This is a genomic window from Micromonospora sp. NPDC000668 (assembly GCF_042897975.1).
Classification (GTDB): Bacteria; Actinomycetota; Actinomycetes; order Mycobacteriales; family Micromonosporaceae; genus Micromonospora.
Window position 1 is genome coordinate 1 of record NZ_JBIAYP010000008.1, and the last position, 20,774, is coordinate 20,774.

Genomic DNA, 20,774 nt, shown 5'->3' on the forward strand with positions numbered 1-20,774 from the left:
ATGGGGGTAGCTCCTTCACGGGGGTAAACACCCAACCGACCGGGGGATCGGCGTTACCGGGTGCGAGCACCTCGTCCGGCGCTAACAACAAAGTCCTTTCGGCGGCCAACGGGCGGGGGGCTCGTGGCGCCGGGTCTGTGTGTAACGACCGCCGGGCCGACATCATTCCGGGCCTGGCCCATCCGCCGGCACCCTGTCGAGCGGGGCGCGGGTGCGGTCGTTCAGGGGATCTGTAACGACCGGGCTTGGCCTGGCATTCCAACCCCGGGGGGTGGGGCGGCGGGCCGTGGTACTGCGATCGTCAGGGTATGTAACGACCCCGGGCCGGCCCCCATTCCACCGGACGAGTGCAGCCGGTCACACCCCACGGCCCCCGATAAGGGACATTCGGCGCCCGGACCACCCACCGCTCCCGGCGTCAACCGGACATTCGACGCGCGCCCGGCCACCGTCCCGGCGTCAGACCGGGCCGGCTGGCCATGGTCAACTCCAGATCGCCGAGATGGGGGCATCGTCGCGCCGGGATACCGCGACATCGCCGACACCGAGTCGATCACACCCACGCCACACCAGTGGTGCGAGGGCGCGCCAGATGCCCAGGAGGTGCGGCGCCGCGAGGACCCGATGCCGGTAAGCGGGCACCGAGCGCCACAGAGGGAATCGTGGCCATCAGGACCCGAAAACCACACCACCCGAAACGGGTGCTTGGCGGTGATCGACTCCAGATCGCCGACATGGGGCCATCACCGCGGCGGGATGCCGCGACATCGCCGATACCGAGTCGATCACCCACGGCGCACCGGTAGGCGGACGCGTCAGGTGCCCAGGTAACGCAACACGGCGAGGATCCGGCGGCTGTAACCGGTCACGTGGGCGAGGTCGAGTTTGTCGAAGATGGCGTTGACGTGCTTCTCCACCGCGCTCTGCGACACGTGCAGCCGCTGGGCGATGGCGGCGTTCGTGTGCCCCTGGGCCATCTCGTGCAGCACGTCCCGTTCGCGCGGGGTCAGCCGACCGAACGGGTCCGGCCGGTCGGAGCCGGCGACCACCTGCCGGACCACCTCGGGGTCGAGCGCGGTGCCCCCGGCGGCGACGCGGTCCAGTGCGTCGAGGAAGTCGTCCACCTGGGCGACCCGGTCCTTGAGCAGGTACCCGACTCCCTCAGGGCGGTCCGCGAGCAGCCGGCCGGCGTACCGCCGCTCCACGTACTGGGAGAGCACCAGGACGGCGGTGCTGGGCCAGCGTCGGCGGATTTCCAGCGCGGCGCGTAGCCCGTCGTCGGTGTGCGTGGGCGGCATCCGGACGTCGGTGACGACCACGTCGGGACGGGACCGTTCGACCGCCTCGACCAGCTCGTCGGCGGTGCCGACCGCCGCGACCACCTCGTGGTCCTCCTCGGCGAGTAGCCGCGCCAGGCCCTCCCTGAGCAGCGTCGAGTCTTCGGCGAGGACTACCCGCACGGCAGCTCCGCGAGCACGGTGGTCGGACCGCCGACCGGGCTGGTCACCCGCAGCCGGCCGTCCAGCGCGGCGACCCGTCGGGCCAGCCCGGACAACCCGCGCCCGGCCGGGTCCGCGCCACCCACGCCATCGTCGTGTACGCGCATCCGTACCATCCCTTCCCGTACCCCGATCTCGACCGTGACCACGGTAGCGGCGGCGTGCTTCGCGGCGTTGGTGAGCGCCTCGCAGGCCACGAAGTACAGCACCGTCTCGGTCTGCCGCTCGGGGCGGACCGGCAGCTCGCAGCGGATTCGCACCGGCACCTCGGAGCGGCGGGCGACCATGGCGAGCACCTCGCCGAGGTCGCTGCCGTCCAGCGCCGACGGGTAGACCCGCCACGCCACCTCGCGCAACTCCTCGACGGCCCGCTGTACGTCCTCGTGTGCCTGGGCGAGTAGCGCGCGGGAGCGGTCGGCGTCCCGGGTGCGTCGGGCCCGGCCGAGCAGCATGCCGAGCGCGACGAGCCGTTGTTGGAGGCCATCGTGCAGGTCGCGCTCGATGCGCTGCCGCTCGGCGTCGACGGCGTCGATGACCCCGGCCCGGCTGGTGGTGAGCTCGCGGACCCGCGCCGCCAGCTCCGCCCGGCTTCCCGGGCCGAGCAGCCGCCGGGCCAGCCGAATGTCCAGCGCGGCGACGCTGACGATGGCCTGGACGTTGAGCAGCAGCAGCACCGCTCCGACGGCGACCTGGGCCAGCGCGTCGAGGGGGGTCAGCTCGCCGCGCACCGCCGCACGCAGCACGATCGCGGCCAGTACCACGCCGACGCCCAGCACGGCGTACGCCAACAGGCCGAGCACGCCGGGCAGCAGCCGGGCGGCGAGGTAGCCGACCTGCCGCCGGGTCGCCGCGCCGACCGGTGCGGGCAGCTCACCCGCGGCGAGCAGCCCCGTCAGCCGGCGGCGTTCCACGCGCACCAGCAGTGCGGCGTACCGCTTCGTCAGGCCAGCGGCCCGGCGGCCGGCCGGGGGCGCGAGCGCGGACCCCGCGAGCGCGACGGCCGCGACGGCCAGGAAGACCAGCCCGACGGCGGCGGTCGCGGTCCCGGCGGCGACGCCGACCGGCAGCCGAAGGCGGTGCCACCACCGGCCGGTCCGACGCTCTCCCGCCATTACCTGCTGCCCGCCCGACTGCTGGAGCCGACGCCACCACCGGCCGGACCGACGCTCCCCCACGACCACCTGACGCCCGCCCGACTGCCGGTCTAGCGCTCGTCCGAGGCCCACGAGCCGCTGCGGTAGAGAGTGCCGCGACCGCCCGGGTCGGGTACGCCGTGCCCCGCCCCCTGGTGGTCGAGGGGGGCCGGCTCGGGGTTGCGGGCGGCGCGACGGGCCCGCAGCACGCGAGACCCGACGAACCAGGCGACGGCCGCCACGACGGCCACGATCACCACGTTCTGGAACACGCCGACATACCCCTCGACGAGGTGCCAGTTGTCGCCGAGCAGGTAGCCGGCGAGCACGAAGGTGGTGTTCCAGATCAGGCTGCCCAGCGTGGTGTAGAGCAGGAATGTGCCGACGGGCATCCGCTCGACCCCGGCCGGGATGGAGATCAGGCTCCGGAAGATCGGGATCATCCGGCCGAAGAAGACCGCCTTCACGCCGTGCCGGAGGAACCACGCCTCGGTCCGGTCCACGTCGCTGAGCTTCAGCAGCGGCAGCCGGGCCGCGATGGCGCGCATCCGGTCCCGGCCCAGCGACGCACCGATCAGATAGAGCGCCAGCGCACCCACCACCGAGCCCAGGGTGGTCCAGAAGATCGCACCGATCAGGCTGATCCGGCCCTGCGCGGCGACGAACCCGGCCAGCGGCAGAATCACCTCGCTGGGGATCGGCGGGAACAGGTTCTCCAGCGCCACCGCCAAGCCGGCGCCCGGCCCGCCGAGTCGTTCCACCAGGTCACTGACGTAGCCGACCAAGCCATCCTGGGGCGGTCCGGCCTCAGCGATGGGGGTTCCGGTGGCGAGCACGGCGTGGGACGTTCGAATCATGCCCCCACGCTACGAAGTGATCCTGAGAGCCGACCATGGGGTCGACCACCCGGCCGCGCGGCCCGACCACAGCCCCGGGGGTGTGGAAAACCGCACCCCGCTACGGTTCGCTGTGGCGCAGCCACTGTGCGTACCCCGGGACGTCGCGGCGAACGCGCGGACGCACGCCGCCGCAGTCCGCGCGGCGCGCGCCCGGGTGGTGCTCTTTCCGGAGCTGTCCCTGACCGGGTACGAGTTGAACGCCCCGGTCGTGCCAGTCGACGACCCCGGACTGACGCCGCTGGTCGAGGCGTGCGCCGAGACGGGCGCGCTGGCCCTGGCCGGAGCGCCGGTCGCCGGTGACCACATCGCCATGCTGGCGGTGACCGGCGCTGGCGTGACGGTGGCGTACCGGAAGATGTGGCTGGGCGACGTGGAGGCCCGCCGGTTCCGGCCGGGCGACGCGCCGGCCGTGCTCGACGTGGACGGATGGCGGGTGGGGCTGGCGATCTGCAAGGACACCGGAGTCGCCGCGCACGCGGCGCGGACCGCCGCGCTCGGGATCGACGTGTACGCGGCGGGCGTGCTGGAGTCGGCGAGCGACGCCGACGTGTCGGACCAGCGGGCGCACCGGATCGCCACCGCGCACCGGGTCTGGGTGGCGATGGCGAGCTTCGCCGGGTCGACCGGTGGCGGCTACAGCGAAGCAGCCGGTCGGTCCGCCATCTGGTCGCCGAAGGCCGAGGTGTACGGCCGGACGGGCACGGAGCCGGGCGAGCTGCTCCGCGCCAGCCTCGACTGAACGCGGTTAGGGTGGGCCGGTGATCTCTGGGCGGCTGGTGCAGTTGCGGCGCTATCCGGTGAAGTCGTTGCTGGGCGAGCGATTGCCGGCCGCCGACGTGGGCGAGACCGGCGTCGCGGGTGACCGCGCGCTGGCCCTGCTGGATCGGGCCACCGGTCGGGTTGCCAGCGCCAAGCAACCGCACCGGTGGCGCACCCTGCTCACCCTGCGGGCGGCCGGCACGGCACCCGACGCGGTGCGGATCACCCTGCCCGACGGCCGGCACCTGTCGACCGCGGAGCCCGACATCGACGTGGTGCTATCCGCGACGGCGGGCCGTTCGGTGACGCTGGTCGACGCCGTACCGGCCGGCGCCACGCTGCTGCGTTCCCACCCGGACGCGGTGCTGGCCGCCGGATTGGCGGACGAGGTCCCGGCGGACGAGAGCCGGCTCGGGTCAGCCGCGCCCGGCACCTTCTTCGACTTCGCCCCGATCCATCTGGTCACCACCGCAACCCTGGACCGGATCGCCGCCGACCTGCCGCCCGAGGCTGGGACGGTGGAACGCTACCGACCCAACCTGGTGCTCGACACGTCCGGGGACGCGTTCGCCGAGAACGGCTGGGTGGGCCGGGAGCTGCGGATCGGCCCGGCCCTGGTGCTCGCCGTGCTCGCCCTGACGCCGCGCTGCGCGGTGCCGACGCTGGCGCACGGCCCGCTGCCACGGGAGACCGAGGCGCTGCGGGTGCCGGCCCGGCTGAACCGGATCGAGCCGTTGCCGGGCCTGGGCCCGCAGCCGTGCGTCGGCGCGTACGCCCGGGTGTTCCGTCCCGGCCGGGTGGCGGAGGGCGATCCCGTCACGATCGGCTGATTCTCGCCCGCCAACTCATGACGCTCGGCGCGGCTCCGGCCGATGTCGTACGGGCCGGGCATCATCGCCACATGAGCACGCTCCCTTCTCGACTGTCCGTCGTCACGCTGGGCACGCGCGACATCGGCACGTTGCGCTCGTTCTACCGTTCGTTGGGCTGGCCCGAGCTGCCGTCCAGTGACGACGGTTGGTCGGCGTTCCTGCTCGGCGGCGTTCTGCTCGCGCTCTATCCGCTGCCCGAGCTGGCGGCCGAGGCGGCGCCCGGCGTGGCAGATCCGGCGGGCGGCTGGTCCGGCGTCACGCTGGCCTGCAACGTCGACAGCCGCGAGGCCGTCGACACGGCCTTCGCCACGGCCGTCGCGGCGGGCGCCACCGTGGTCGCGGAGCCGACCGACCGGGCCTGGGGTGGGCGCTCGGGCTACTTCGCAGATCCGGAGGGCAACCGCTGGGAGCTCGCGTGGGCGGGCACGGCCCGTTTTGACGAACGGGGCGCCCTCATCTCCTTTGGCTGAGTTCGGCGGCCATCTGCGCTGAGCTGTGGTTGGGCTCCACTCCGTCCACCAGGATGGCCTCGCCGGCGAGGTGCCTTGTCCGCAAGGGCTTGATCTCCTGATAGTTGCTGGAGTGATACCAGGAGCGAGCCGTGGGCAAGTCGGGAAATTCGATGATCACCACATCGCCCGGCCAGGTGCCTTCCATCACGTCAACGGTGCCGCCGTGGACGATGAACCGGCCACCGAAGGGGGCGAGGGTGGCGTCGATACGCTCCAGATACTCCAACACGTCGGCGTGGATGGGTGCTCTGCGCAGGTGCGCAAGCGCGTACGCGGTCATGGGTTCTCCGTTCGTTACGGGCGGTCGGCCCTGGGAGTCAATTACGCCGTCGGGACGCGGTCCAGGAAACCCAGGACCTGGGTCAGCCGTCCGTCCTCGTCGGTCGTTGCGACGTCGAAGCCCACGATCGGCGCCTCGACGTCTTCCGGCCCGAGCTCCCAGGTGAAGCGGACCTGGTTGTGGTGGCCGTCGACCGGTCCGGCCAACCGGAACGTCATGCCGGGGAACTGGTTCTGCACCGCGGCGATCGTCGCGTCGATCGCCTCCCGGCCCTCGGCGACGGCCAGTGGGTCGACGTAGCGGCCCTCGGGGGCCCACAGGTCGTTGATGTCCCGGCGCCGCCTCGCCGGATCGCTCTCGTTCCACATCGCGATATACCGCTCGGCCAGCTCATCGAAGGTGGTAGCCACGGATCTCTCCTTGCCCGCTAGGGATGGGGCGGGTTGTCGCCTCTGGAAGAAATGATCTCGGCGCCCTGGCACCTTGTCGATTACGTCGCAGGTAATGGCCGGTGCGCCGATGCGGTCACTAGGGTCGGGGCGTGAGGACCATGACCAGGCCCGGGCGACCAGTCGGGGAGTTGCTGCGCGACTGGCGCCGAACTCGCGGAATGAGTCAGCTCGACCTGTCGATCGAGGCGGGAGTGTCCGCCCGGCATCTGAGCTTCGTGGAGACCGGGCGATCTCGTCCGAGCCCGGAGCTGATCCTGCGGCTGGCGGAGCAGCTCGACATGCCGCTGGCTGAGCGCAACACGATGCTGCTCGCCGGCGGCTACGCGCCCGCCTACTCCAGCCACGAGCTGAGCGATCCGGAACTGGATCCGGTACGCGCCGCCATACGACAGATCCTCGACGGACACAGCCCGTACCCGGCGCTGCTCGTCGACCAGCACTGGCAACTCGTCGAAGCCAACCCTGCCGTCGCCCTGTTCACCGCCGGCGCCGAGCCCCGCCTTCTGACTCCACCGATCAACGTGCTGCGGCTCAGCCTGCACCCCGACGGCATGGCCCCGCGAATCCTCAACCTGCCCGAGTGGCGCGCCCACCTGCTCAACCGGCTGCGGCAGCAGGCCGTGACAACCAACGACCCGGTCCTGTACGACCTGCACGAGGAGCTTCGCGGCTACCCCGGCGGCAACGGCCACGGCGCACCGATCAGCGAGGCGGTTTCGCGCATCGTCATCCCGCTCCGGTACCGCCACAACGACCAGGAGATGTCCTTCTTCAGCACCACCACCCTCTTCGGCACGCCGCTGGATGTCACCGTCTCCGGGCTGGCCGTCGAGGCCTTCTTCCCTGCCGACTCGGCGACCACCGAAACGCTCCAGGCCCTCGCCATGTCGGGGGTCGGCACGGGCACGTGACACTTCACCACCGGCTCCGGTGTCGGTACGCCGCCCGGGCGGATACCGTCGCCCCATGCCCGAGCTGATCGCTCCCACCGTCCGCCTGCACGCCGCCTGGCTCAAGGCGCATGCCGAGTGGGGTCCCGGCCTCCACGAGGATGGTTTCGGGCTGCGGCCGTCCGACGAGGTGCGCTCGCCTGACGAGTTCGCAGCCTGGGTGGGCCGGCTCGCGGACGAGTCGGACCCGGCGAAGCCGCTGGCCGCTGGACAGGTGCGGTGCACGTACCGATGGATCGTCGAAGGTGACGAGGTGCTCGGTGGGATTGCGCTGCGGCACGGGCTCGACGACTACCTGTTGCGGGTCGCCGGCCACATCGGTTACGGCATCCGGCCGTCCGCGCGCCGGCGTGGGTTGGCCACCTGGGCGCTGGGCCGGATGCTCGATGAGGCACGGGCCCTCGGCCTGGATCAGGTGCTGGTCACCTGTGCGGTGGACAACGTCGCCTCAGCGAGGACGATCGAGCACCACGGCGGTGCCCTCGAGGACATCCGGGACACCGAACACGGCGCGGTGCGGCGGTACTGGATCAAGCTCTAGCCCGCCGTCGGCTGTCACACGCCCCCGGTGTCGCTGAAGCGTCGCAGGGTCCAGCGGGCCGGCGGCCAGCTGGCGGTGTCGTCGTCCGTGGTCCATTCGGTGATCGAGGCTGCGGCCACCCCCAGGTCGAACGCCCGGTAGAGCGGCTGAGCGCCGAGCGCGTGGAACGCGCCTTCGACGGTCTCGGTGTGTCCGACCAGCAGCACCGTGGCACCCCGGTGTCGTTGTGTGATCTCCATGATCGCGCGGCTGACGCGGACGACCAACTCGGCCCAGCTCTCGTTGCCCTTCTCGAACGGCCGGAACACGCCCCCACCCTCCGCCGCGTAGTCGGCCTGGAACCGGCTGATCGGCAGACCGTCGGCGTACGGCGGCGTGTGCCAGGTGCACAGACCACAGTCCGCGACCGGATTGACGCCCAGCGCCGCGGCGATCGGCTGAGCGGTCTGGACGGCCCGGCGCAGCACGGACGAGTACACGGCGGCTGGTCTGTCGGCGGCAAGGTCCACGGCGAGCCGCCGGGCCAACTGACGTGCCTGATCGTGGCCCAGGTCGGTCAGGCCCCGGCAACCGTGCGGGCCGCCCACGATCCCCTCGACGTGGTGGATCGACTCGCCATGTCGTACGAAGATCAGCCGCGTCCGCATCGGACCATCATGCCAGCGGTGCTGGTAGATGTATCAGTCGTCCGTACGGCCGGTGGAAAAGCCGGTGGCCTGACTGAGCAGGGCATCGAGTTGTGCGCCCGTCCGCGCCGACAGCCGGTCCCGGTCCACCAACTCGGCGATGCGTTCCCGCAGCTCGGTGACGTGCTTGGCGCGGTCCTTCGAACGGCGGCTGAGGTCCTCCAGATCGTCGCGCAGATCCTCGGCGGTCCTCCGGTCGATCTCGTCGCGGGCCTGCGCCTCAGCGAGCACCGCGGCGAACGCGGTGGTTACCTGCCGCAGGCTGACCGGCACCTGCTGACCGATGGTCGGAGGCGCGGAGCTGCTGGCCGGCGGCGAGGATGGTGCCGCCGGCGTCGGCGACTGGCTGGTGGTCGACGGTGCCGGGGCGGTGGCCGACGGTGAGTCGGCGACCTGTGACGAGTCGGGCGAGCCGACGCTCTGGGCGAGCAGCGCGCCGAGACCGACCAGCGCCGCGAGACCGGCCGTGGCCAGCACAGCGAGGGGTCGTCGTGACCGGCGGCGGGGCGGGGCGTCAGCCGGTGTGGGGTGGGGGCGGGCCGCCGAGCGGTCGATCAGGGTGGGCGGGTGGGCCGAGTGCGCTGACGGCAGGACGCGCAGCATCTCGGTGGGCGGCTCGACCGGCTGGCCGGCACCGAACCGGGTGGCGAGCTGTGCGGCGGTCGGCCGGCGGGCCGGGTCGGCGGCCAGGCAGGCGATGGTCAGCTCGGCGATGTCGGCTGGCAGGCCGGGCACCCGCAGCGGCGGGACCGGAGTGCCCCGCCGGTGCACCTCCAGCGCGTCCTCCCAGCTCTGCACGGGCAGCGGTGCCCACCCGGTGAGCGTGCGGTAGAGCAGCGCGCCGAGGGCGTACACGTCGCTGGCCGGGTCCGGAGGGCCGGCGGCCAGTCGCTCCGGTGCGAAGTAGGCAGGCGTGCCCATCAGCGGCTCGCCGGTCTGGCCGCCGAGCGGGTGGTGCGGCCCGCCGAGCGCGGCGATGCCGAAGTCGAGCACCTTGGCGCCGGTGTCGGTGAGCATGACGTTGCCCGGCTTGACGTCGCGGTGCACCACGCCGATGCGGTGCGCGGCGGCCAGCGCCGCGGCGATCTGCCCGGCCACCCGGACCGCCTCCGGCCAGGGCAGCGGGCCGGTCCGCAGCCGGTCGGCCAGGTTGTGCCCGTCGACCAGCTCCATCACCAGGTACGGCACCACCGCGCCGCCGGCCAGGGTCGCCTCGCCGTAGTCGTACACCTGGGTCACGTGCGGGTGGGTCAGCCGGGCGGCCGCGCGGGCCTCGCGCTGGATGGTGGCCCGCAGTTGCGGGTCGGCGGCGAGCTGCCCGGCGAGCACCTTGACGGCGACCGGCCGGCCGAGGACCTCGTCGTCGGCCCGCCAGACCTCGGACATGCCACCAAGGCCGATCCGCTCGTGCAGTACGTAGCGGTCGTGGAGACGGAGAGTGGGCGTGAACGGCGACATGGCCTCACCAGTCTGCCTGGCCGCGTCCCCCTCGACCACCCAGAGCGCCCGGTACCGGCCCATTCCTCACCTACGTACCGAAATGGGCCGGTCCGCGGGTGACGGCGGACCGGCCCCGGGCCGGCGGGTCGGCTAGGAGCAGGGGGTTGCGGCGGGCAGCGGTCGCGGCTGGATCCGGTCGGCGAGCCGGCGCAGGACGACGGCGGTGGCCCGCCGGGACGGCGCGAGCAACGGCGGCCGGACTCGCTCGACCTGGACCGGAGCATCCGGGCGGGCCGAGTTGACGTGTCGGTTCATCGCGTCGAGGGCGGTGATGTAGCCGGTCGAGTGTTCCATGGTCAACTCCTCGGGACAGGTCCGGTTGAGGCCCGGACGACGAGTGCGGTGGGCAGCAGCACGTGGCCGGCCGCGGTGTCCGCGGGCGGGTCGAGCAGTAGTTCGGCGGCGATCCGGCCCTTCTCCTCGGCCGGCTGCCGAACGGTGGTGAGGCCAGCAGCCGCGGCCTCGGGGATGTCATCGAAGCCGGTCACCGACACCGGCGGGCGCTCGCCAGCCGGCCGCTGGGCCAGGGCGTCCAGCACGCCGAGGGCGAGCACGTCGGAGCCGGCCAGCACGGCGGTCGGCGGTGTGGGCCCGTCGAACAGCCCGGCGACGGCCGCGGACGCCGCCTGGCGACTGTTGCCCGGAGCGTTGACCACGGTCAGCTCCGCCCAGTCGACGCCGACCTCGGCGAACGCGTCGGCGAACCCGGCGAGCCGGCCTCGGGTGGTCGGGTGTACCGCCTCGTTCACCCCGGACAGGGTGAGTCGGCCGGCCGGCGCGTCGGGCAACACGCCATCGGCGAGCAGGGCCACCCGGCGGTGGCCGAGGCCGGCCACGTGCGCGGCGACGCTGCGGGCCGCGGCCCGCTCGTCGATGCCGACGAACCGCTCGTCGGGGCCGGCGTCGTCGCGGGAGGCCGTGCTGACGTACGGCAGCCCGCGATCCCGGATCACGTCCAACGCCCACTCCTCGTCGGCGACGCAGTAGACGCAGAACCCGTCGACCGCAGCGTTTTCCACCGCCCGCCGGGCGTCGGTCTGCGCCGGCGGCAGCGGCACCAGCAACATGCTGGTGCCGTGCCGCTCTGCCGCGCTGCCGACCCCGGCGAGGAAGCGGACCGCGAACGGGTCGGTGAAGGCGTACGACAACTGCGAGGTGAACAGCACGCCGATCGATCCGACGAAGCCGCGGCGCAGGGAGCGGGCGGTGGGGTTGGGGCCCGGGTAGCCGAGCTGCCGGGCGGCGTCCAGGATCCGTTCGCGCAGCGCGGCGGAGAGCTGGTCGGGGCGGCTGTAGGCGTTGGAAACGGTGCTGCGCGAGACGCCAACGGCGTCTGCCACGGCTTGCAGGGTTGGCTTCACCGGCACCTCTCTGTATCGATCCAGTCTGTATCGATTCAGAGATTAGCCGGACCGGTCGGCGTCGGTCAATACCGTGCGCCGACCAATCCCGTCGTCGAGCCGTCAGGGCACCAGCACCAGACGACCCCGCACGCCCCCGGCGGCCAGCCGCTCGTGCGCCACCGCCACCTCGGCCAGTGGCAGCCGTCCGGCCAACCGCAGGCCGAACTGCCCGTTGTCGACCAGCGCGGACAGCTCGGTCAGCCGGGCGCCGTCGGCGTACACCTCCTGGACCACCACCCGGCTCCTGAACCGGGGACCGACGAGCGCGCCGCCCGACGGGGTCAGGGCAGGCGGGCCACCGCGCCGTACATGCTCACCTCGGTCGCTGAGGGGCGCGGCTGCGGCTCGCTCTCGGCCCGCCACTCGGCGACCGAGGTGATGCCCGGCTCGACCACGTCGAGGTCGGTGAAGAAGCCGGTGAACTCGGCCCGGGTGCGCAGGTTGATCAGGCCGTGCGGGCCGCCGCCCTGGCCTCCTCGGCGACCTGCGGGGGCAGGTACTCGTGGGTGGCGTGAGAGGCGGCCAGGTAGCTGCCGGCCGGCAGCGCGTCGAGCAGCCGCCGCACCAGCGCGTACGGGTCGTCGCCATCCGGCACGAAGTGCAGGACGGCCACCAGCATGAGCCCGACCGGCCGCGACAGGTCGATGGTGCGCAGCAGCTCCGGATGGGTGAGGATCCGCTCGGGGTCGCGCAGGTCGGCGTCGATGTAGGCGGTGGCGCCGTCGGCTGAGCTGGTCAGCAGCGCGCGGGCGTGGGCGAGCACGATCGGGTCGTTGTCCACATAGACCACCCGGGACTCCGGCGCGATGCCCTGGGCGACCTCGTGGGTGTTGTCGGCGGTCGGAATGCCGGTGCCGATGTCGAGGAACTGCCGGATGCCGGCCTCGCGGGCCAGGTAGCCCACCGCCCGCCCGAGAAAGCGGCGATTCTCCAGTGCGGAGATGCGGATGGTCGGGAACGAGGCCGCCATGGCGTCGCCGGACTCCCGGTCGGCCTCGAAGTTGTCCTTGCCGCCCAGCCAGTAGTTGTAGCGGCGGGCCGGGTGGGGCACCGAGGTGTCGATCCGGTCGCTCGGTACGCCGGCCGTCGCGCCGGGAGCATCGGTGGTCAAGGCTGCCTCCACGAGTCGGCGCGCATCGACCGGCATCATCTGTCCACCGTCACCGGTCGCCGACCATGTTAGGGCCACCCAGGCCGGGGCACCGCCCCGGTCGCCGGTCACGCTGGATAGAGATCCTCCAGCAGCCGTCCGAGGATCTCCGGGGTGCGCTCCGGCGGCTCGGCCTCGACGCACAGCCGCTCCATCGCCACCGCGTAGTAGTCCAGGTCGTCTCGCTTGTCCAGGTAGATGGCACTGGTGAGCTGTTCGATGTAGACGATGTCGGGCAGCTCCGGGTCACCGAAGCGCAGGATGGTGAACGCTCCCCCGGCGGCGGCGTGGCCACCGGCGGCGAACGGGATGACCTGGAGGCGGATGTTCGGCGACTTGGTCGCCTCGATCAGCGCGGTCAACTGGTCGCGCATCACCTCGGCGCCGCCGATCGGGCGGCGCAGCGCCGCCTCGTCCACCACGGCCCAGAGCTGTGGCGGGTGCTCCCGGTGGAGCAACTGCTGGCGCTGCAGTCGCAGGGCGACCCGCCGGTCGATCTCGGCCGAGCCGGCCGCGCCGTGCCCGAGCAGCACCACCGCGCGGGCGTACTCCCGGGTCTGCAGCAGGCCGGGCACGAACTGCACCTCGTAGCTGCGGATCAGCGCGGCTGCCGCCTCCAGCCCCAGGTACGACTGGAACCAGGTGGGCAGGACGTCGCCGTAGCGGTGCCACCAGCCGGGGCTGTTGGCGTCCCGGGCGAGTTTGAGCAGCGCCTCCCGCTCCTGCTCGTCGGTGACCCCGTAGAGGGTGAGCAGGTCCGACACGTCGCGTTCCTTGAACCCGACCCGGCCCAGCTCCATCCGACTGATCTTGGATTCGGAGGCCCGGATCTCCCAGCCGGCGCCCTCCCGCGTCACCCCGCTGGACTCCCGCAGCCGGCGCAGCTGGGCACCGAGCAGGATGCGCAGCACGGTTGGCCCGGTTGTCGGGCCGCCCTCGGCGGGAACCATCGTCACGTGCGGACCTCCGGATACCGATCCACGCGGTCGGGCACCCCGGCCCGACCGACGTGTAAGCATGCCATGGACCGACAGTGAGATGAACTCCTCCGGACCGGTGAATCAGTCCCGTCGCCGGGATGGTCCATCGGCAACGCTCAGTTGATCAGATGGTCGAAGTCGCCATCCCGAGCGCCGAGCACGAAGGCCGCGATCTCATCCACCGTGTAGATCAGCGCCGGCCCCTCCGGATGTCGCGAGTTGCGGACCGCGATGCCCGCTCCGCCGGGCAGTTCGGCGAGTTCGACACAGTTCCCGCTGGGGTTGCTGCGGCGACTCTTCTTCCAGCTCAGCGGAGGCAACTGATGGATCGGAACGCCATTCGGAGGCTGCTGCATGAGGGCGTCTTTCTGCTCACGAGCCCGCCGATGCCCGTGGGAGGAGCGGTGACGGCGAGGGGTGCGGTATCGACATTGGACGGTGCTGCACGTGCATCTGCTATTGCATCTGCACCGGACGGCGAGCATGATAACGCACGTGAACGGTGCCCATCCGTTTACGTTGAGTTACCCGAATGGGGCAACCATCAGGAGAAACTGGGCCCGACGCGGCGTGCGCGCCGCGCCGGCCGAGGGCTGGAGGCGGTCGCGGCGATGGGAGTGTTCGTGCCGGATCCGATGAGTGTCGCCTCCGGCATCTGCGCCGCGGGCGCGCTGCTCTCCTCCTGGCAGCTCCGCCGACGGGCGCTGCGCGCCGAGGCCGAGATCGAGCACCTCCAGGCCGAGCTCGCCGCCGAGCGGCACGCCGCCAGCCACGACCCGCTCACCGGGCTGCCCAACCGGCGCGCCTTCTACCGGCTCGCGGCCACCCTGCTCACCGACGCGGCCGGGCAGCCGTTGATCGCCATCGTGCTCGACCTGGACGACTTCAAGCAGATCAACGACCAGTACGGGCACGCCGCCGGCGACCAGGTGCTGATCTGCGTGGCCGAGCGGCTGGCCGGGTTCGCTGGCGACAACCTCGTCGCCCGCCTCGGCGGGGACGAGTTCGCCGGGCTGCTCGCCAGCCCGACCGTCGATCGGCGCTGGATCGAGCACGCCACCCGGCGGCTCAGCGAGACCCTCGCCGCCCCGATCCGACTGACCGGATGCAGCGTCCAGGTGACCGCCTCGGTTGGTCTCGCCCCGGTGACCGGCCCGGCCCAGCTCACCGATGCGCTCAGCCGCGCCGACGCGGCCATGTACCAGGCGAAGAGTCTCGGCGGCAGCAGGTCACCCCGGCAGCTCGTCGACATCGCACGTGTGGCCGAGTGCTGACCGTTCGGGGATCCGCGGGTGGGGTCAACGCACCTGGTCGAGGTCGCGCAGTGCCGCGTCGGCGAGGGTGACCAGGCCGACCGGCGACACCAACCCCCGCACGATCCCCGCTGACCGTGCCCGATCGGCCGCGCTGGCGCCGGTGTCCAACGCCTGGCGGGTCCAGTCGCTCAGGTCGTCGAGCGCGCGGACCGCGAGGAACCAGGCCAGGCGGGCCGGGTCGACGTCGACCCGGCCGTAGCCGGCGAGGACGGCCATCTCCTGCTCGGCGGTGATCGGTGCGAAGGCGAGCACCCCGCCGATGACGAACATCAGGTCACACTCGGGCGGGGCGAGCACCGCGTCGTCCCAGTCGATCAGCCAGACTTGCCCGTCCGGGCCGAGCAGCAGATTGCCCAGGTGCGGGTCACCGTGGCAGACCACGACCGGCCCGGCCGGGTCGGCGGCGCGGCGCTCGACCTCGCGGGTCAGGGCCGACACCCGGTCGGCCACCGCGGACCAGACGCCCGCCAGCTCGGCCAGCAGCGGGCCGGCGGGGTCGGCCGGGTCCGGGGCGCGCAACCGCTCGGCCATCGCGCGGGTCCCGGCCACGATCGCCGGGTACGCCGCGCCGCCGGCCGGCAGCAGCCGCATCAGCTCGTCGGTCACCGGCACCGCGTGCACCGCGGCCAGCAGCTCGCCGTACGTGCGCCAGTGCGCCTCGGTCATCGGGCCGTCGAGCGCCCGATGGTCCGAGACCCAGGGCACCACCGAGAGGCGGCGGCCGTCGCGGTCACCGCACAGCCGCCCGTCGCGGGTACGCAACGGCGCGGGAATGCCCGGCACCCCCTGCCCGGCCAGGTGCGCCGTCACGACCAGGCCGGCCGGGGTGCCGCCACCGCTCAGCTTGACCGCGTACCGGGCGCCGTCGGCGGCTCGCGCCAGCCACAGCCGGGCGTGCTGGTCGGCACCGTGGGTCACCTCGTCCATCGTGGTCAGGTCGAGGCCGAAGTCCGCGCGGACCCAGCCGACCACCTGCCGCGACGCGTCCTCGATCATGCGGACACCCTGCCATCGGCCGGGCCGCCGGCCCATCGAATTTAGACCGGCGCCGGCCCGGGCGTCGCCGCGCGCGGCACCCGGGCCCTACCGGCTCAGCGCAGCGTGGCGAGGTGCCGGTCCAGTGCGGCGTACGACTCGGCGGCGCCCTGCGCCATGCCGGAATCGGCCATGCCGTCGCGCTGCTCCTTGGTGTCGAACCGGGTCGTGCTGGTGATCACGGTGCCGCCGTCGCCCTCGGTGAAGATGATCGTCTCCACCGCCACCTGGCCCGGCATGCCCTCGAACTCGAAGGTCTGCACGATCCGCTCCGGTGCGGCGATCTCCCGGAACTCGCCGCGGAACGCGTAGTCGTTGCCGTCCTCGGCGTGTTCGACGAAGCGGTAGCTGCCGCCTTCCCGGAAGTCGATCTCGATGTCCAGCGGGTTGCCCCGCCCCCACCACTGCCTCAGGTGCTCGGCCTGGGTGTGCGCGGCGAAGACCAGCTCGCGCGGGGCGTCGAAAGAACGCGTGAGGGTGATCTCCCGGTCAGACGGGAGGTCGATCACGAGGTCACGGAGCTCGCTCATCACTGTTCTCCTTCAGATCGCGTAGGTAGTCGTCCAACCTGTCGTAACGGTCGTCCCAGAGCCGGCGGTACTGCTCGACCCATTCGGCGAGCGTGCGCAGCGGGGCCGGGTCGAGCCGGCATCGACGCCACTGCGCCTCACGGGTCCGCACGATCAACCCGGCGCGTTCCAGCACGTTGAGGTGCTTGGAGATCGCCTGCACGCTGATCGGGAACGGCTCCGCCAACTCGTTGACCGTCGCCTCGCCAGCCGCCAGCCGGGCCAGGATGGCCCGCCGGGTCGGATCGGCGAGAGCGGCGAACACCGCGCTGACCGGATCTGTTGTCATTAGTCGCTCTCAACCATCTGGGTTATCAACCGTTGGGTTGAATATACCGCTCACCGGGGTTCCGTCAACCCCGTCAGGAGAAGCGGTCCGGCACCGGTGTGATTCGGACCGGCGCCGGGGTATGAGTGGCGATCACCGATCGACGGCCGAGAGGAACCGACGTGGCGAGCATCCGCGCCCTCGTTCTCAACTGCACCCTCAAGCCGTCGCCGGTCTCGTCCAGCTCCGAACAGCTCGGTCGGGAGGTGCTGGCCGAACTCGCCATGCAGGGTGTGGACGGCGAGATGCTCCGGGTGGTCGACCACGACGTGCGGTTCGGGGTGTCGACGGGGGTTCACCTGCGCCGGAGCCGGCGCCACCTACTGGGTCGGCGAGGCGCTGCACACACTGGACTACCAGGATGCCGGCCCCAAGCCCGACACCACCGGCCGCACCACGAAGACGCTGGCACTCAACAGCGCACACCTGGCCCGGCTGCTTGCCGAACAGCCGTACCCGCCGCCGGACGCGAAGGGCGCCGGCCGCGAGCCGGCCTGACGTCCGGCCGCGGGCGGGGCGGTCAGCGCCAGCCGTAGCCGGCGCGCAGGGCCTGCCCGACCCGGTCGAACCGGGGCCGGTCCAGCACGGCCCCCTCGCGGCGGATGCTGTCCTCGCGCATGGTGAGCACCCGGTCCAGCCGGACCCAGCTCGGCCGGTTGTCCCGGTCCCATTCACCGGGCCCGAGCGCGAACCAGTGCCGCTGCCCGTGCCGCTCGCTCTGGCTGGACAGCATCAGCCCGAACAGCGTCCGGCTGTGCCGGCCGACAACCAGCACCGGCCGGTCCTTGCCCTGCCGGGGGTCATCCTCGTACGGCACCCAGGTCCACACGATCTCCCCGGGGTCGGCTTGGCCGTCCCGCTCGGGGGCGTAGGTCAGCTCCCGCCGCTGCAACGCGCTCACCTGGCGCTGCCGGGCCACCTTCGCTGGGGCCGGACCGGACCGCCGGGGCGACGGGATCGCGGCGCCCACCCGTGAGATGCGCGCTGCCACATTCCTCAACAGACCAGCCACGGCGGGCAGCCTACCGGTCCCGCAGCGTCCGTCGAAGCGGGCGGTACTACGGCAGACTGGTGCGCGGCATAGCGACGACGCGGAGGTGCGCGCAGTGACCATCGAGGTACGTACCAGCAGTCTGCCCGGGGCGGTTACGGCACTCGGTTCCGCCGGGGCGTACACCCTGGTGGTGGACCGGCCGGTGGACGGCGGCGGTGGCGGGCTCGGATTCAACGGGGGCCAACTGCTCTACCTCGCGGTCGCCGGCTGCGTCTCCAACGACCTGTTCCGGGAGGCGCGGGCGGCCGGCCTCGACCTGCACCGGGTCGAGGTGACGGTGCGGGGCGACTTCACCGGCGAACCGGCCGTGTCCACGGAGGTCCGCTACGACGTACGGGTCGAGGGCGACGCCCCGCCGGAGGTGCTCCGGGCACTGGTCGAGCGGGTGGACGCGATCGCCGAGATCCCCAACTCGCTGCGCGGTGGCACCCCCGTACGGCTGGGTCGCACCGAGATCGCCGGCGCCGGGCGTACCGATGACTGAGCTGCCAAACGACCTGCCGATCCTGGAGCGGAGCGCGGTGCGGGTGGTGGTCCGCGACGACGCCGACCGGGTGCTGCTGTTCCACACCCGCGACCCGGACCACCCGCGGCTGGGCACCTGGTGGGAGCTGCCCGGCGGCGGCATGGACCCCGGGGAGACCTATCGCGACACGGCGGTGCGGGAACTGCGGGAGGAGACCGGCATCGCCGTCACCGCCGACCAGGTGGGCCCGCCGACCTGGCGGCGGCGCGCGAGCTTCCTGCACCGCCAACTACGCCACGTCCAGGACGAGGTGGTCGTCGCGGTACGGCTGGACGGCCCCGGTCCGGACGTGGACGAGGCGCAGCGACTCGACTACGAGCTGGAGGACTACTTCGGCTTCCGCTGGTGGCCGCTGCCCGAGGTGGTGGCCAGCTCGGCCCGCTTCTACCCGGGACGGCTCCCCCGGCTGATCACGCCCTTCCTGGCCGGCGAGGAGATCGACGAACCGTTCGAGCTGTTCTCGTGAACCGGGTCAGCGAGGATGCCGGACCGAGCGGCGGCGGGCAGAGTGGGGGCATGACGAGCGACCTGCACGGCCCGCTGTCCCGGTACGCCGAGAACCTGCACGCTCAGATCGGCGCCGAGCACCACGTCGCCTCCCCGCTCGGCGCCTGGCTGCTGCTCGCGCTCTCCGCCACGGCGGCGACCGACCCCCGTGCGGTCGACCGCAGAGCGTCCGACGGGTTGGCGGAGGCCCTCGGCACCGACCTGGCCAGCGCGGCCGAGGTCGCCCGCGCGCTGCTGGACGCGCCGCATCCGCTGGTCGCGTCCGCCACCGCGCTCTGGCACCGGCCGGGGCAGGGCGACGGCGGACCGTCCGACTGGCGGGCCGCGCTGCCGGCGGCGACCGAGGTCGGCGCGCTACCCGACCAGGCCGGGCTGGACGCCTGGGCGCGTGAGAACACCCTCGGCCTGATCGAGACGTTCCCGCTGCGGGTCGGGCCGGACGTGGTGCTGGCCCTGGCCAGCGCGCTGGCCACCCGGATCTCCTGGGCCGACCCGTTCGAGGTCGCCGACGCTGACGCGCTCGGCGTCGACAGCGCCTGGGCGACCAAGCTGCGCCGGGCGCTGCGCAGCCCGGGCCACGGCCACCGGGCCGCCATCGCGACGACCCCGGGGGCCGGTGACGTGATCGTGCACGCCGCGACAGCCCAGGCGACCGACGGCGCGGGGCTGGTCGTCGTCTCGGTAGCCGCCGCGCCGCACGTCCCGCCGGCCGAGGTGCTGGCCGCCGCGTACCAGCTCAGCGCCGGCGCGGCCGGCGGCGCCGAGCCGGCCGGTCGCCGCTCGCTGTTCGACCTGCCGCTCGGCGACACTTCGCTGTGGACGCTGCGCGAGGAGCGGGTACGGACCCGGGCCCGCGACGGCCGAGAGGAGCGCCACCGCGCGGTACTCCCCTGCTGGTCGGCCCGGAGCGAGCATGACCTGACGGCTCCGAAACTGGGCTTCCCGGCCGCGTCGGCGACGTTGGCGACCGCGCTGGCCCTGCCGGTGGAGACCTTCGAGGCGCGTCAGGCGGCGATGGCCCGGTTCGGCCGGTACGGCTTCGAGGCGGCGGCAGTGACCGGGATGTTCGGCCTGACCAGCCTGCCGCCGGAGGGCGTCGCGCGCACTGCCGAGCTGCGCTTCGGCCACCCGTACGCGGTGGTCGCGGTCGCCACCGATACCCGGCCGGACGGCACCACCGGGCCCTGGCACGGGGTGCCGGTCTTCTCCGGCTGGGTCGCCGACCCGGAGGAGCTGCCCGAGGCCGACGCCTGAGCCAGGGCGTTCCGTGCGCAGTGACGAAGCGCCGGCGGCCCGCACGCTTTGTCAGCGGCAGATGAGTTCACCGAAACTACAGCAGCCCGCGTTTGGCCATATGGGCTCGCAACGTCTCGGCGTCCTCGGCGGACATCAAGCGGCGTGGGATGACGGTCGCCGGCATCTGGCCGACGTACACGATCCAGAACTCCGGGGTATCCCTTACCTGGGCGACCCCGTCCCAGGCGATGCCGCCGGACTCCGAGCCGCTGCGCATCATGATGTTGTCATCGGTGATGTCGTAGCTGCCCTCGACAGCGTAACGACTGGAGCGGCGCCGGGCGCGCAACCGCACCCACGGCGAGTACAGCATCGACAGCAGGCCACCCACGACCATCGCAATCCACAGCGGTGAGATCTGCTCGCCCCACGCGAACCCCCGCGAGACGGCCAAACCGATCGCCCCGACCACCGTCAGCACCGCGCCGATATAGCCGAACCTGCGCAGCCGCACGCTGCTCAGCGCAGCGGCCACGCGGCCTGGGTAGGCGGGATCGGCTGGGACGTCAAAACGGATGTGCACGCCA

General features: G+C 72.6%; 27 protein-coding genes and 1 pseudogene. 10 read left to right on the plus strand and 18 right to left on the minus strand.

From position 1 onward, the window contains the following. Nucleotides 1–815: 815 nt before the first annotated feature. The 3 genes from ACFY29_RS31880 to ACFY29_RS31890 form a co-directional block, all read right to left on the minus strand. Nucleotides 816–1,460, minus strand: coding sequence for a response regulator (locus ACFY29_RS31880; RefSeq protein WP_386992046.1), 645 nt, complete (start codon nucleotides 1,458–1,460; stop codon nucleotides 816–818). Continuing rightward, nucleotides 1,451–2,611 carry a sensor histidine kinase gene (locus ACFY29_RS31885; protein WP_386992048.1) on the minus strand — a complete coding sequence of 387 codons (1,161 nt, stop codon included), beginning with the start codon at nucleotides 2,609–2,611 and terminating at the stop codon, nucleotides 1,451–1,453. The genes ACFY29_RS31880 and ACFY29_RS31885 overlap by 10 nt, the downstream gene beginning before the upstream one ends. Nucleotides 2,612–2,703: 92 nt before the next feature. Then, entirely contained in the window at nucleotides 2,704–3,489 is a 786-nt protein-coding gene (locus ACFY29_RS31890; protein WP_328417394.1) for a DedA family protein, read from the minus strand. Between the two features lie 82 nt (nucleotides 3,490–3,571). Here ACFY29_RS31890 and ACFY29_RS31895 point away from each other — a divergent pair, with 82 nt between their 5' ends. The 3 genes from ACFY29_RS31895 (at nucleotide 3,572) to ACFY29_RS31905 (ending at nucleotide 5,632) form a co-directional block, all read left to right on the plus strand. Further along, nucleotides 3,572–4,270 carry a carbon-nitrogen hydrolase family protein gene (locus ACFY29_RS31895; protein ID WP_386992050.1) on the plus strand — a complete coding sequence of 233 codons (699 nt, stop codon included), beginning with the start codon at nucleotides 3,572–3,574 and terminating at the stop codon, nucleotides 4,268–4,270. A gap of 19 nt (nucleotides 4,271–4,289) precedes the next feature. Next, the gene (locus ACFY29_RS31900; RefSeq protein WP_386992052.1) at nucleotides 4,290–5,120 is read left to right on the plus strand and encodes an MOSC domain-containing protein; all 831 of its coding nucleotides are present in this window, start codon (nucleotides 4,290–4,292) and stop codon (nucleotides 5,118–5,120) included. Between the two features lie 71 nt (nucleotides 5,121–5,191). Continuing rightward, on the plus strand, nucleotides 5,192–5,632 hold the full coding sequence (locus ACFY29_RS31905) for a VOC family protein (protein WP_386992054.1): 441 nt from the start codon (nucleotides 5,192–5,194) through the stop codon (nucleotides 5,630–5,632). Here ACFY29_RS31905 and ACFY29_RS31910 read toward each other — a convergent pair. Together ACFY29_RS31910 and ACFY29_RS31915 are read right to left on the minus strand one after the other, a co-directional pair. Then, entirely contained in the window at nucleotides 5,616–5,954 is a 339-nt protein-coding gene (locus tag ACFY29_RS31910) for a DUF1330 domain-containing protein (RefSeq protein ID WP_386992056.1), read from the minus strand. The genes ACFY29_RS31905 and ACFY29_RS31910 overlap by 17 nt on opposite strands. A 41-nt stretch (nucleotides 5,955–5,995) precedes the next feature. Next, complete coding sequence (locus ACFY29_RS31915; RefSeq protein WP_386992058.1) at nucleotides 5,996–6,364, minus strand: nuclear transport factor 2 family protein; 369 nt, start codon at nucleotides 6,362–6,364, stop codon at nucleotides 5,996–5,998. Between the two features lie 140 nt (nucleotides 6,365–6,504). On the opposite strand from ACFY29_RS31915, the gene ACFY29_RS31920 reads away from it, so the two are divergent. After that, nucleotides 6,505–7,317 carry a helix-turn-helix domain-containing protein gene (locus tag ACFY29_RS31920; RefSeq protein ID WP_386992539.1) on the plus strand — a complete coding sequence of 271 codons (813 nt, stop codon included), beginning with the start codon at nucleotides 6,505–6,507 and terminating at the stop codon, nucleotides 7,315–7,317. A gap of 55 nt (nucleotides 7,318–7,372) precedes the next feature. Further along, on the plus strand, nucleotides 7,373–7,897 hold the full coding sequence (locus ACFY29_RS31925; protein ID WP_386992060.1) for a GNAT family N-acetyltransferase: 525 nt from the start codon (nucleotides 7,373–7,375) through the stop codon (nucleotides 7,895–7,897). Nucleotides 7,898–7,911: 14 nt separating this feature from the next. Here the strand turns inward: ACFY29_RS31925 and ACFY29_RS31930 are convergent, their stop codons facing one another. The 8 genes and pseudogenes from ACFY29_RS31930 to ACFY29_RS31965 form a co-directional block, all read right to left on the minus strand. Further along, a complete protein-coding gene (locus tag ACFY29_RS31930; protein WP_386992062.1) occupies nucleotides 7,912–8,544 on the minus strand; it encodes a histidine phosphatase family protein in 633 nt (210 codons plus the stop codon). Nucleotides 8,545–8,577: 33 nt separating this feature from the next. Next, nucleotides 8,578–10,104 carry a protein kinase gene (locus tag ACFY29_RS31935; protein ID WP_386992064.1) on the minus strand — a complete coding sequence of 509 codons (1,527 nt, stop codon included), beginning with the start codon at nucleotides 10,102–10,104 and terminating at the stop codon, nucleotides 8,578–8,580. 69 nt (nucleotides 10,105–10,173) lie between these two features. Continuing rightward, nucleotides 10,174–10,377, minus strand: a complete 204-nt coding sequence (locus ACFY29_RS31940) for a hypothetical protein (RefSeq protein WP_328417410.1) — start codon at nucleotides 10,375–10,377, stop codon at nucleotides 10,174–10,176. A 2-nt stretch (nucleotides 10,378–10,379) separates the two neighbouring features. Further along, the gene (locus ACFY29_RS31945; protein ID WP_328417411.1) at nucleotides 10,380–11,423 is read right to left on the minus strand and encodes a LacI family DNA-binding transcriptional regulator; all 1,044 of its coding nucleotides are present in this window, start codon (nucleotides 11,421–11,423) and stop codon (nucleotides 10,380–10,382) included. Nucleotides 11,424–11,546: 123 nt separating this feature from the next. Then, complete coding sequence (locus ACFY29_RS31950; RefSeq protein WP_386992067.1) at nucleotides 11,547–11,849, minus strand: zinc-binding dehydrogenase; 303 nt, start codon at nucleotides 11,847–11,849, stop codon at nucleotides 11,547–11,549. Beyond that, a pseudogene (locus tag ACFY29_RS31955) lies at nucleotides 11,768–12,597 on the minus strand (SAM-dependent methyltransferase). The gene ACFY29_RS31950 and the pseudogene ACFY29_RS31955 overlap by 82 nt, the downstream one beginning before the upstream one ends. A gap of 107 nt (nucleotides 12,598–12,704) precedes the next feature. Continuing rightward, nucleotides 12,705–13,586: a helix-turn-helix domain-containing protein gene (locus ACFY29_RS31960; RefSeq protein WP_386992541.1), complete on the minus strand. Its 882-nt coding sequence runs from the start codon at nucleotides 13,584–13,586 to the stop codon at nucleotides 12,705–12,707. Nucleotides 13,587–13,732: 146 nt separating this feature from the next. Next, a complete protein-coding gene (locus tag ACFY29_RS31965; protein ID WP_328417417.1) occupies nucleotides 13,733–13,972 on the minus strand; it encodes a DUF397 domain-containing protein in 240 nt (79 codons plus the stop codon). Between the two features lie 267 nt (nucleotides 13,973–14,239). On the opposite strand from ACFY29_RS31965, the gene ACFY29_RS31970 reads away from it, so the two are divergent. Then, nucleotides 14,240–14,890, plus strand: coding sequence for a GGDEF domain-containing protein (locus tag ACFY29_RS31970; RefSeq protein WP_386992069.1), 651 nt, complete (start codon nucleotides 14,240–14,242; stop codon nucleotides 14,888–14,890). 24 nt (nucleotides 14,891–14,914) lie between these two features. Here ACFY29_RS31970 and ACFY29_RS31975 read toward each other — a convergent pair whose 3' ends face one another. From ACFY29_RS31975 to ACFY29_RS31985, 3 genes are all read right to left on the minus strand, one after another. Further along, on the minus strand, nucleotides 14,915–15,928 hold the full coding sequence (locus ACFY29_RS31975) for a phosphotransferase enzyme family protein (RefSeq protein WP_386992071.1): 1,014 nt from the start codon (nucleotides 15,926–15,928) through the stop codon (nucleotides 14,915–14,917). A 95-nt stretch (nucleotides 15,929–16,023) separates the two neighbouring features. Next, on the minus strand, nucleotides 16,024–16,497 hold the full coding sequence (locus ACFY29_RS31980) for an SRPBCC family protein (RefSeq protein WP_386992073.1): 474 nt from the start codon (nucleotides 16,495–16,497) through the stop codon (nucleotides 16,024–16,026). Next, entirely contained in the window at nucleotides 16,481–16,825 is a 345-nt protein-coding gene (locus ACFY29_RS31985) for a metalloregulator ArsR/SmtB family transcription factor (RefSeq protein WP_328417425.1), read from the minus strand. The genes ACFY29_RS31980 and ACFY29_RS31985 overlap by 17 nt, the downstream gene beginning before the upstream one ends. A 270-nt stretch (nucleotides 16,826–17,095) precedes the next feature. Here ACFY29_RS31985 and ACFY29_RS31990 point away from each other — a divergent pair, with 270 nt between their 5' ends. Continuing rightward, nucleotides 17,096–17,362: a hypothetical protein gene (locus ACFY29_RS31990; RefSeq protein WP_386992075.1), complete on the plus strand. Its 267-nt coding sequence runs from the start codon at nucleotides 17,096–17,098 to the stop codon at nucleotides 17,360–17,362. Between the two features lie 22 nt (nucleotides 17,363–17,384). Here ACFY29_RS31990 and ACFY29_RS31995 read toward each other — a convergent pair whose 3' ends face one another. Then, nucleotides 17,385–17,876 (minus strand): type II toxin-antitoxin system PemK/MazF family toxin, encoded by a 492-nt coding sequence (locus ACFY29_RS31995; protein WP_328417429.1) that lies wholly within the window; start codon nucleotides 17,874–17,876, stop codon nucleotides 17,385–17,387. 94 nt (nucleotides 17,877–17,970) lie between these two features. Between ACFY29_RS31995 and ACFY29_RS32000 the strand changes: the two genes are divergently transcribed. The 3 genes from ACFY29_RS32000 to ACFY29_RS32010 are packed head-to-tail and all read left to right on the plus strand — an operon-like array spanning nucleotide 17,971 to nucleotide 20,205. Then, nucleotides 17,971–18,402 (plus strand): OsmC family protein, encoded by a 432-nt coding sequence (locus ACFY29_RS32000; protein ID WP_386992077.1) that lies wholly within the window; start codon nucleotides 17,971–17,973, stop codon nucleotides 18,400–18,402. Continuing rightward, nucleotides 18,395–18,910, plus strand: coding sequence for an NUDIX hydrolase (locus ACFY29_RS32005; RefSeq protein WP_386992079.1), 516 nt, complete (start codon nucleotides 18,395–18,397; stop codon nucleotides 18,908–18,910). Before ACFY29_RS32000 ends, ACFY29_RS32005 begins: the two co-directional genes overlap by 8 nt. 50 nt (nucleotides 18,911–18,960) lie before the next feature. After that, a complete protein-coding gene (locus ACFY29_RS32010) occupies nucleotides 18,961–20,205 on the plus strand; it encodes a hypothetical protein (RefSeq protein ID WP_386992081.1) in 1,245 nt (414 codons plus the stop codon). Between the two features lie 76 nt (nucleotides 20,206–20,281). On the opposite strand, the gene ACFY29_RS32015 is transcribed toward ACFY29_RS32010, so the two are convergent. Next, nucleotides 20,282–20,770, minus strand: coding sequence for a YcxB family protein (locus ACFY29_RS32015; protein WP_386992083.1), 489 nt, complete (start codon nucleotides 20,768–20,770; stop codon nucleotides 20,282–20,284). Nucleotides 20,771–20,774: the final 4 nt, after the last annotated feature.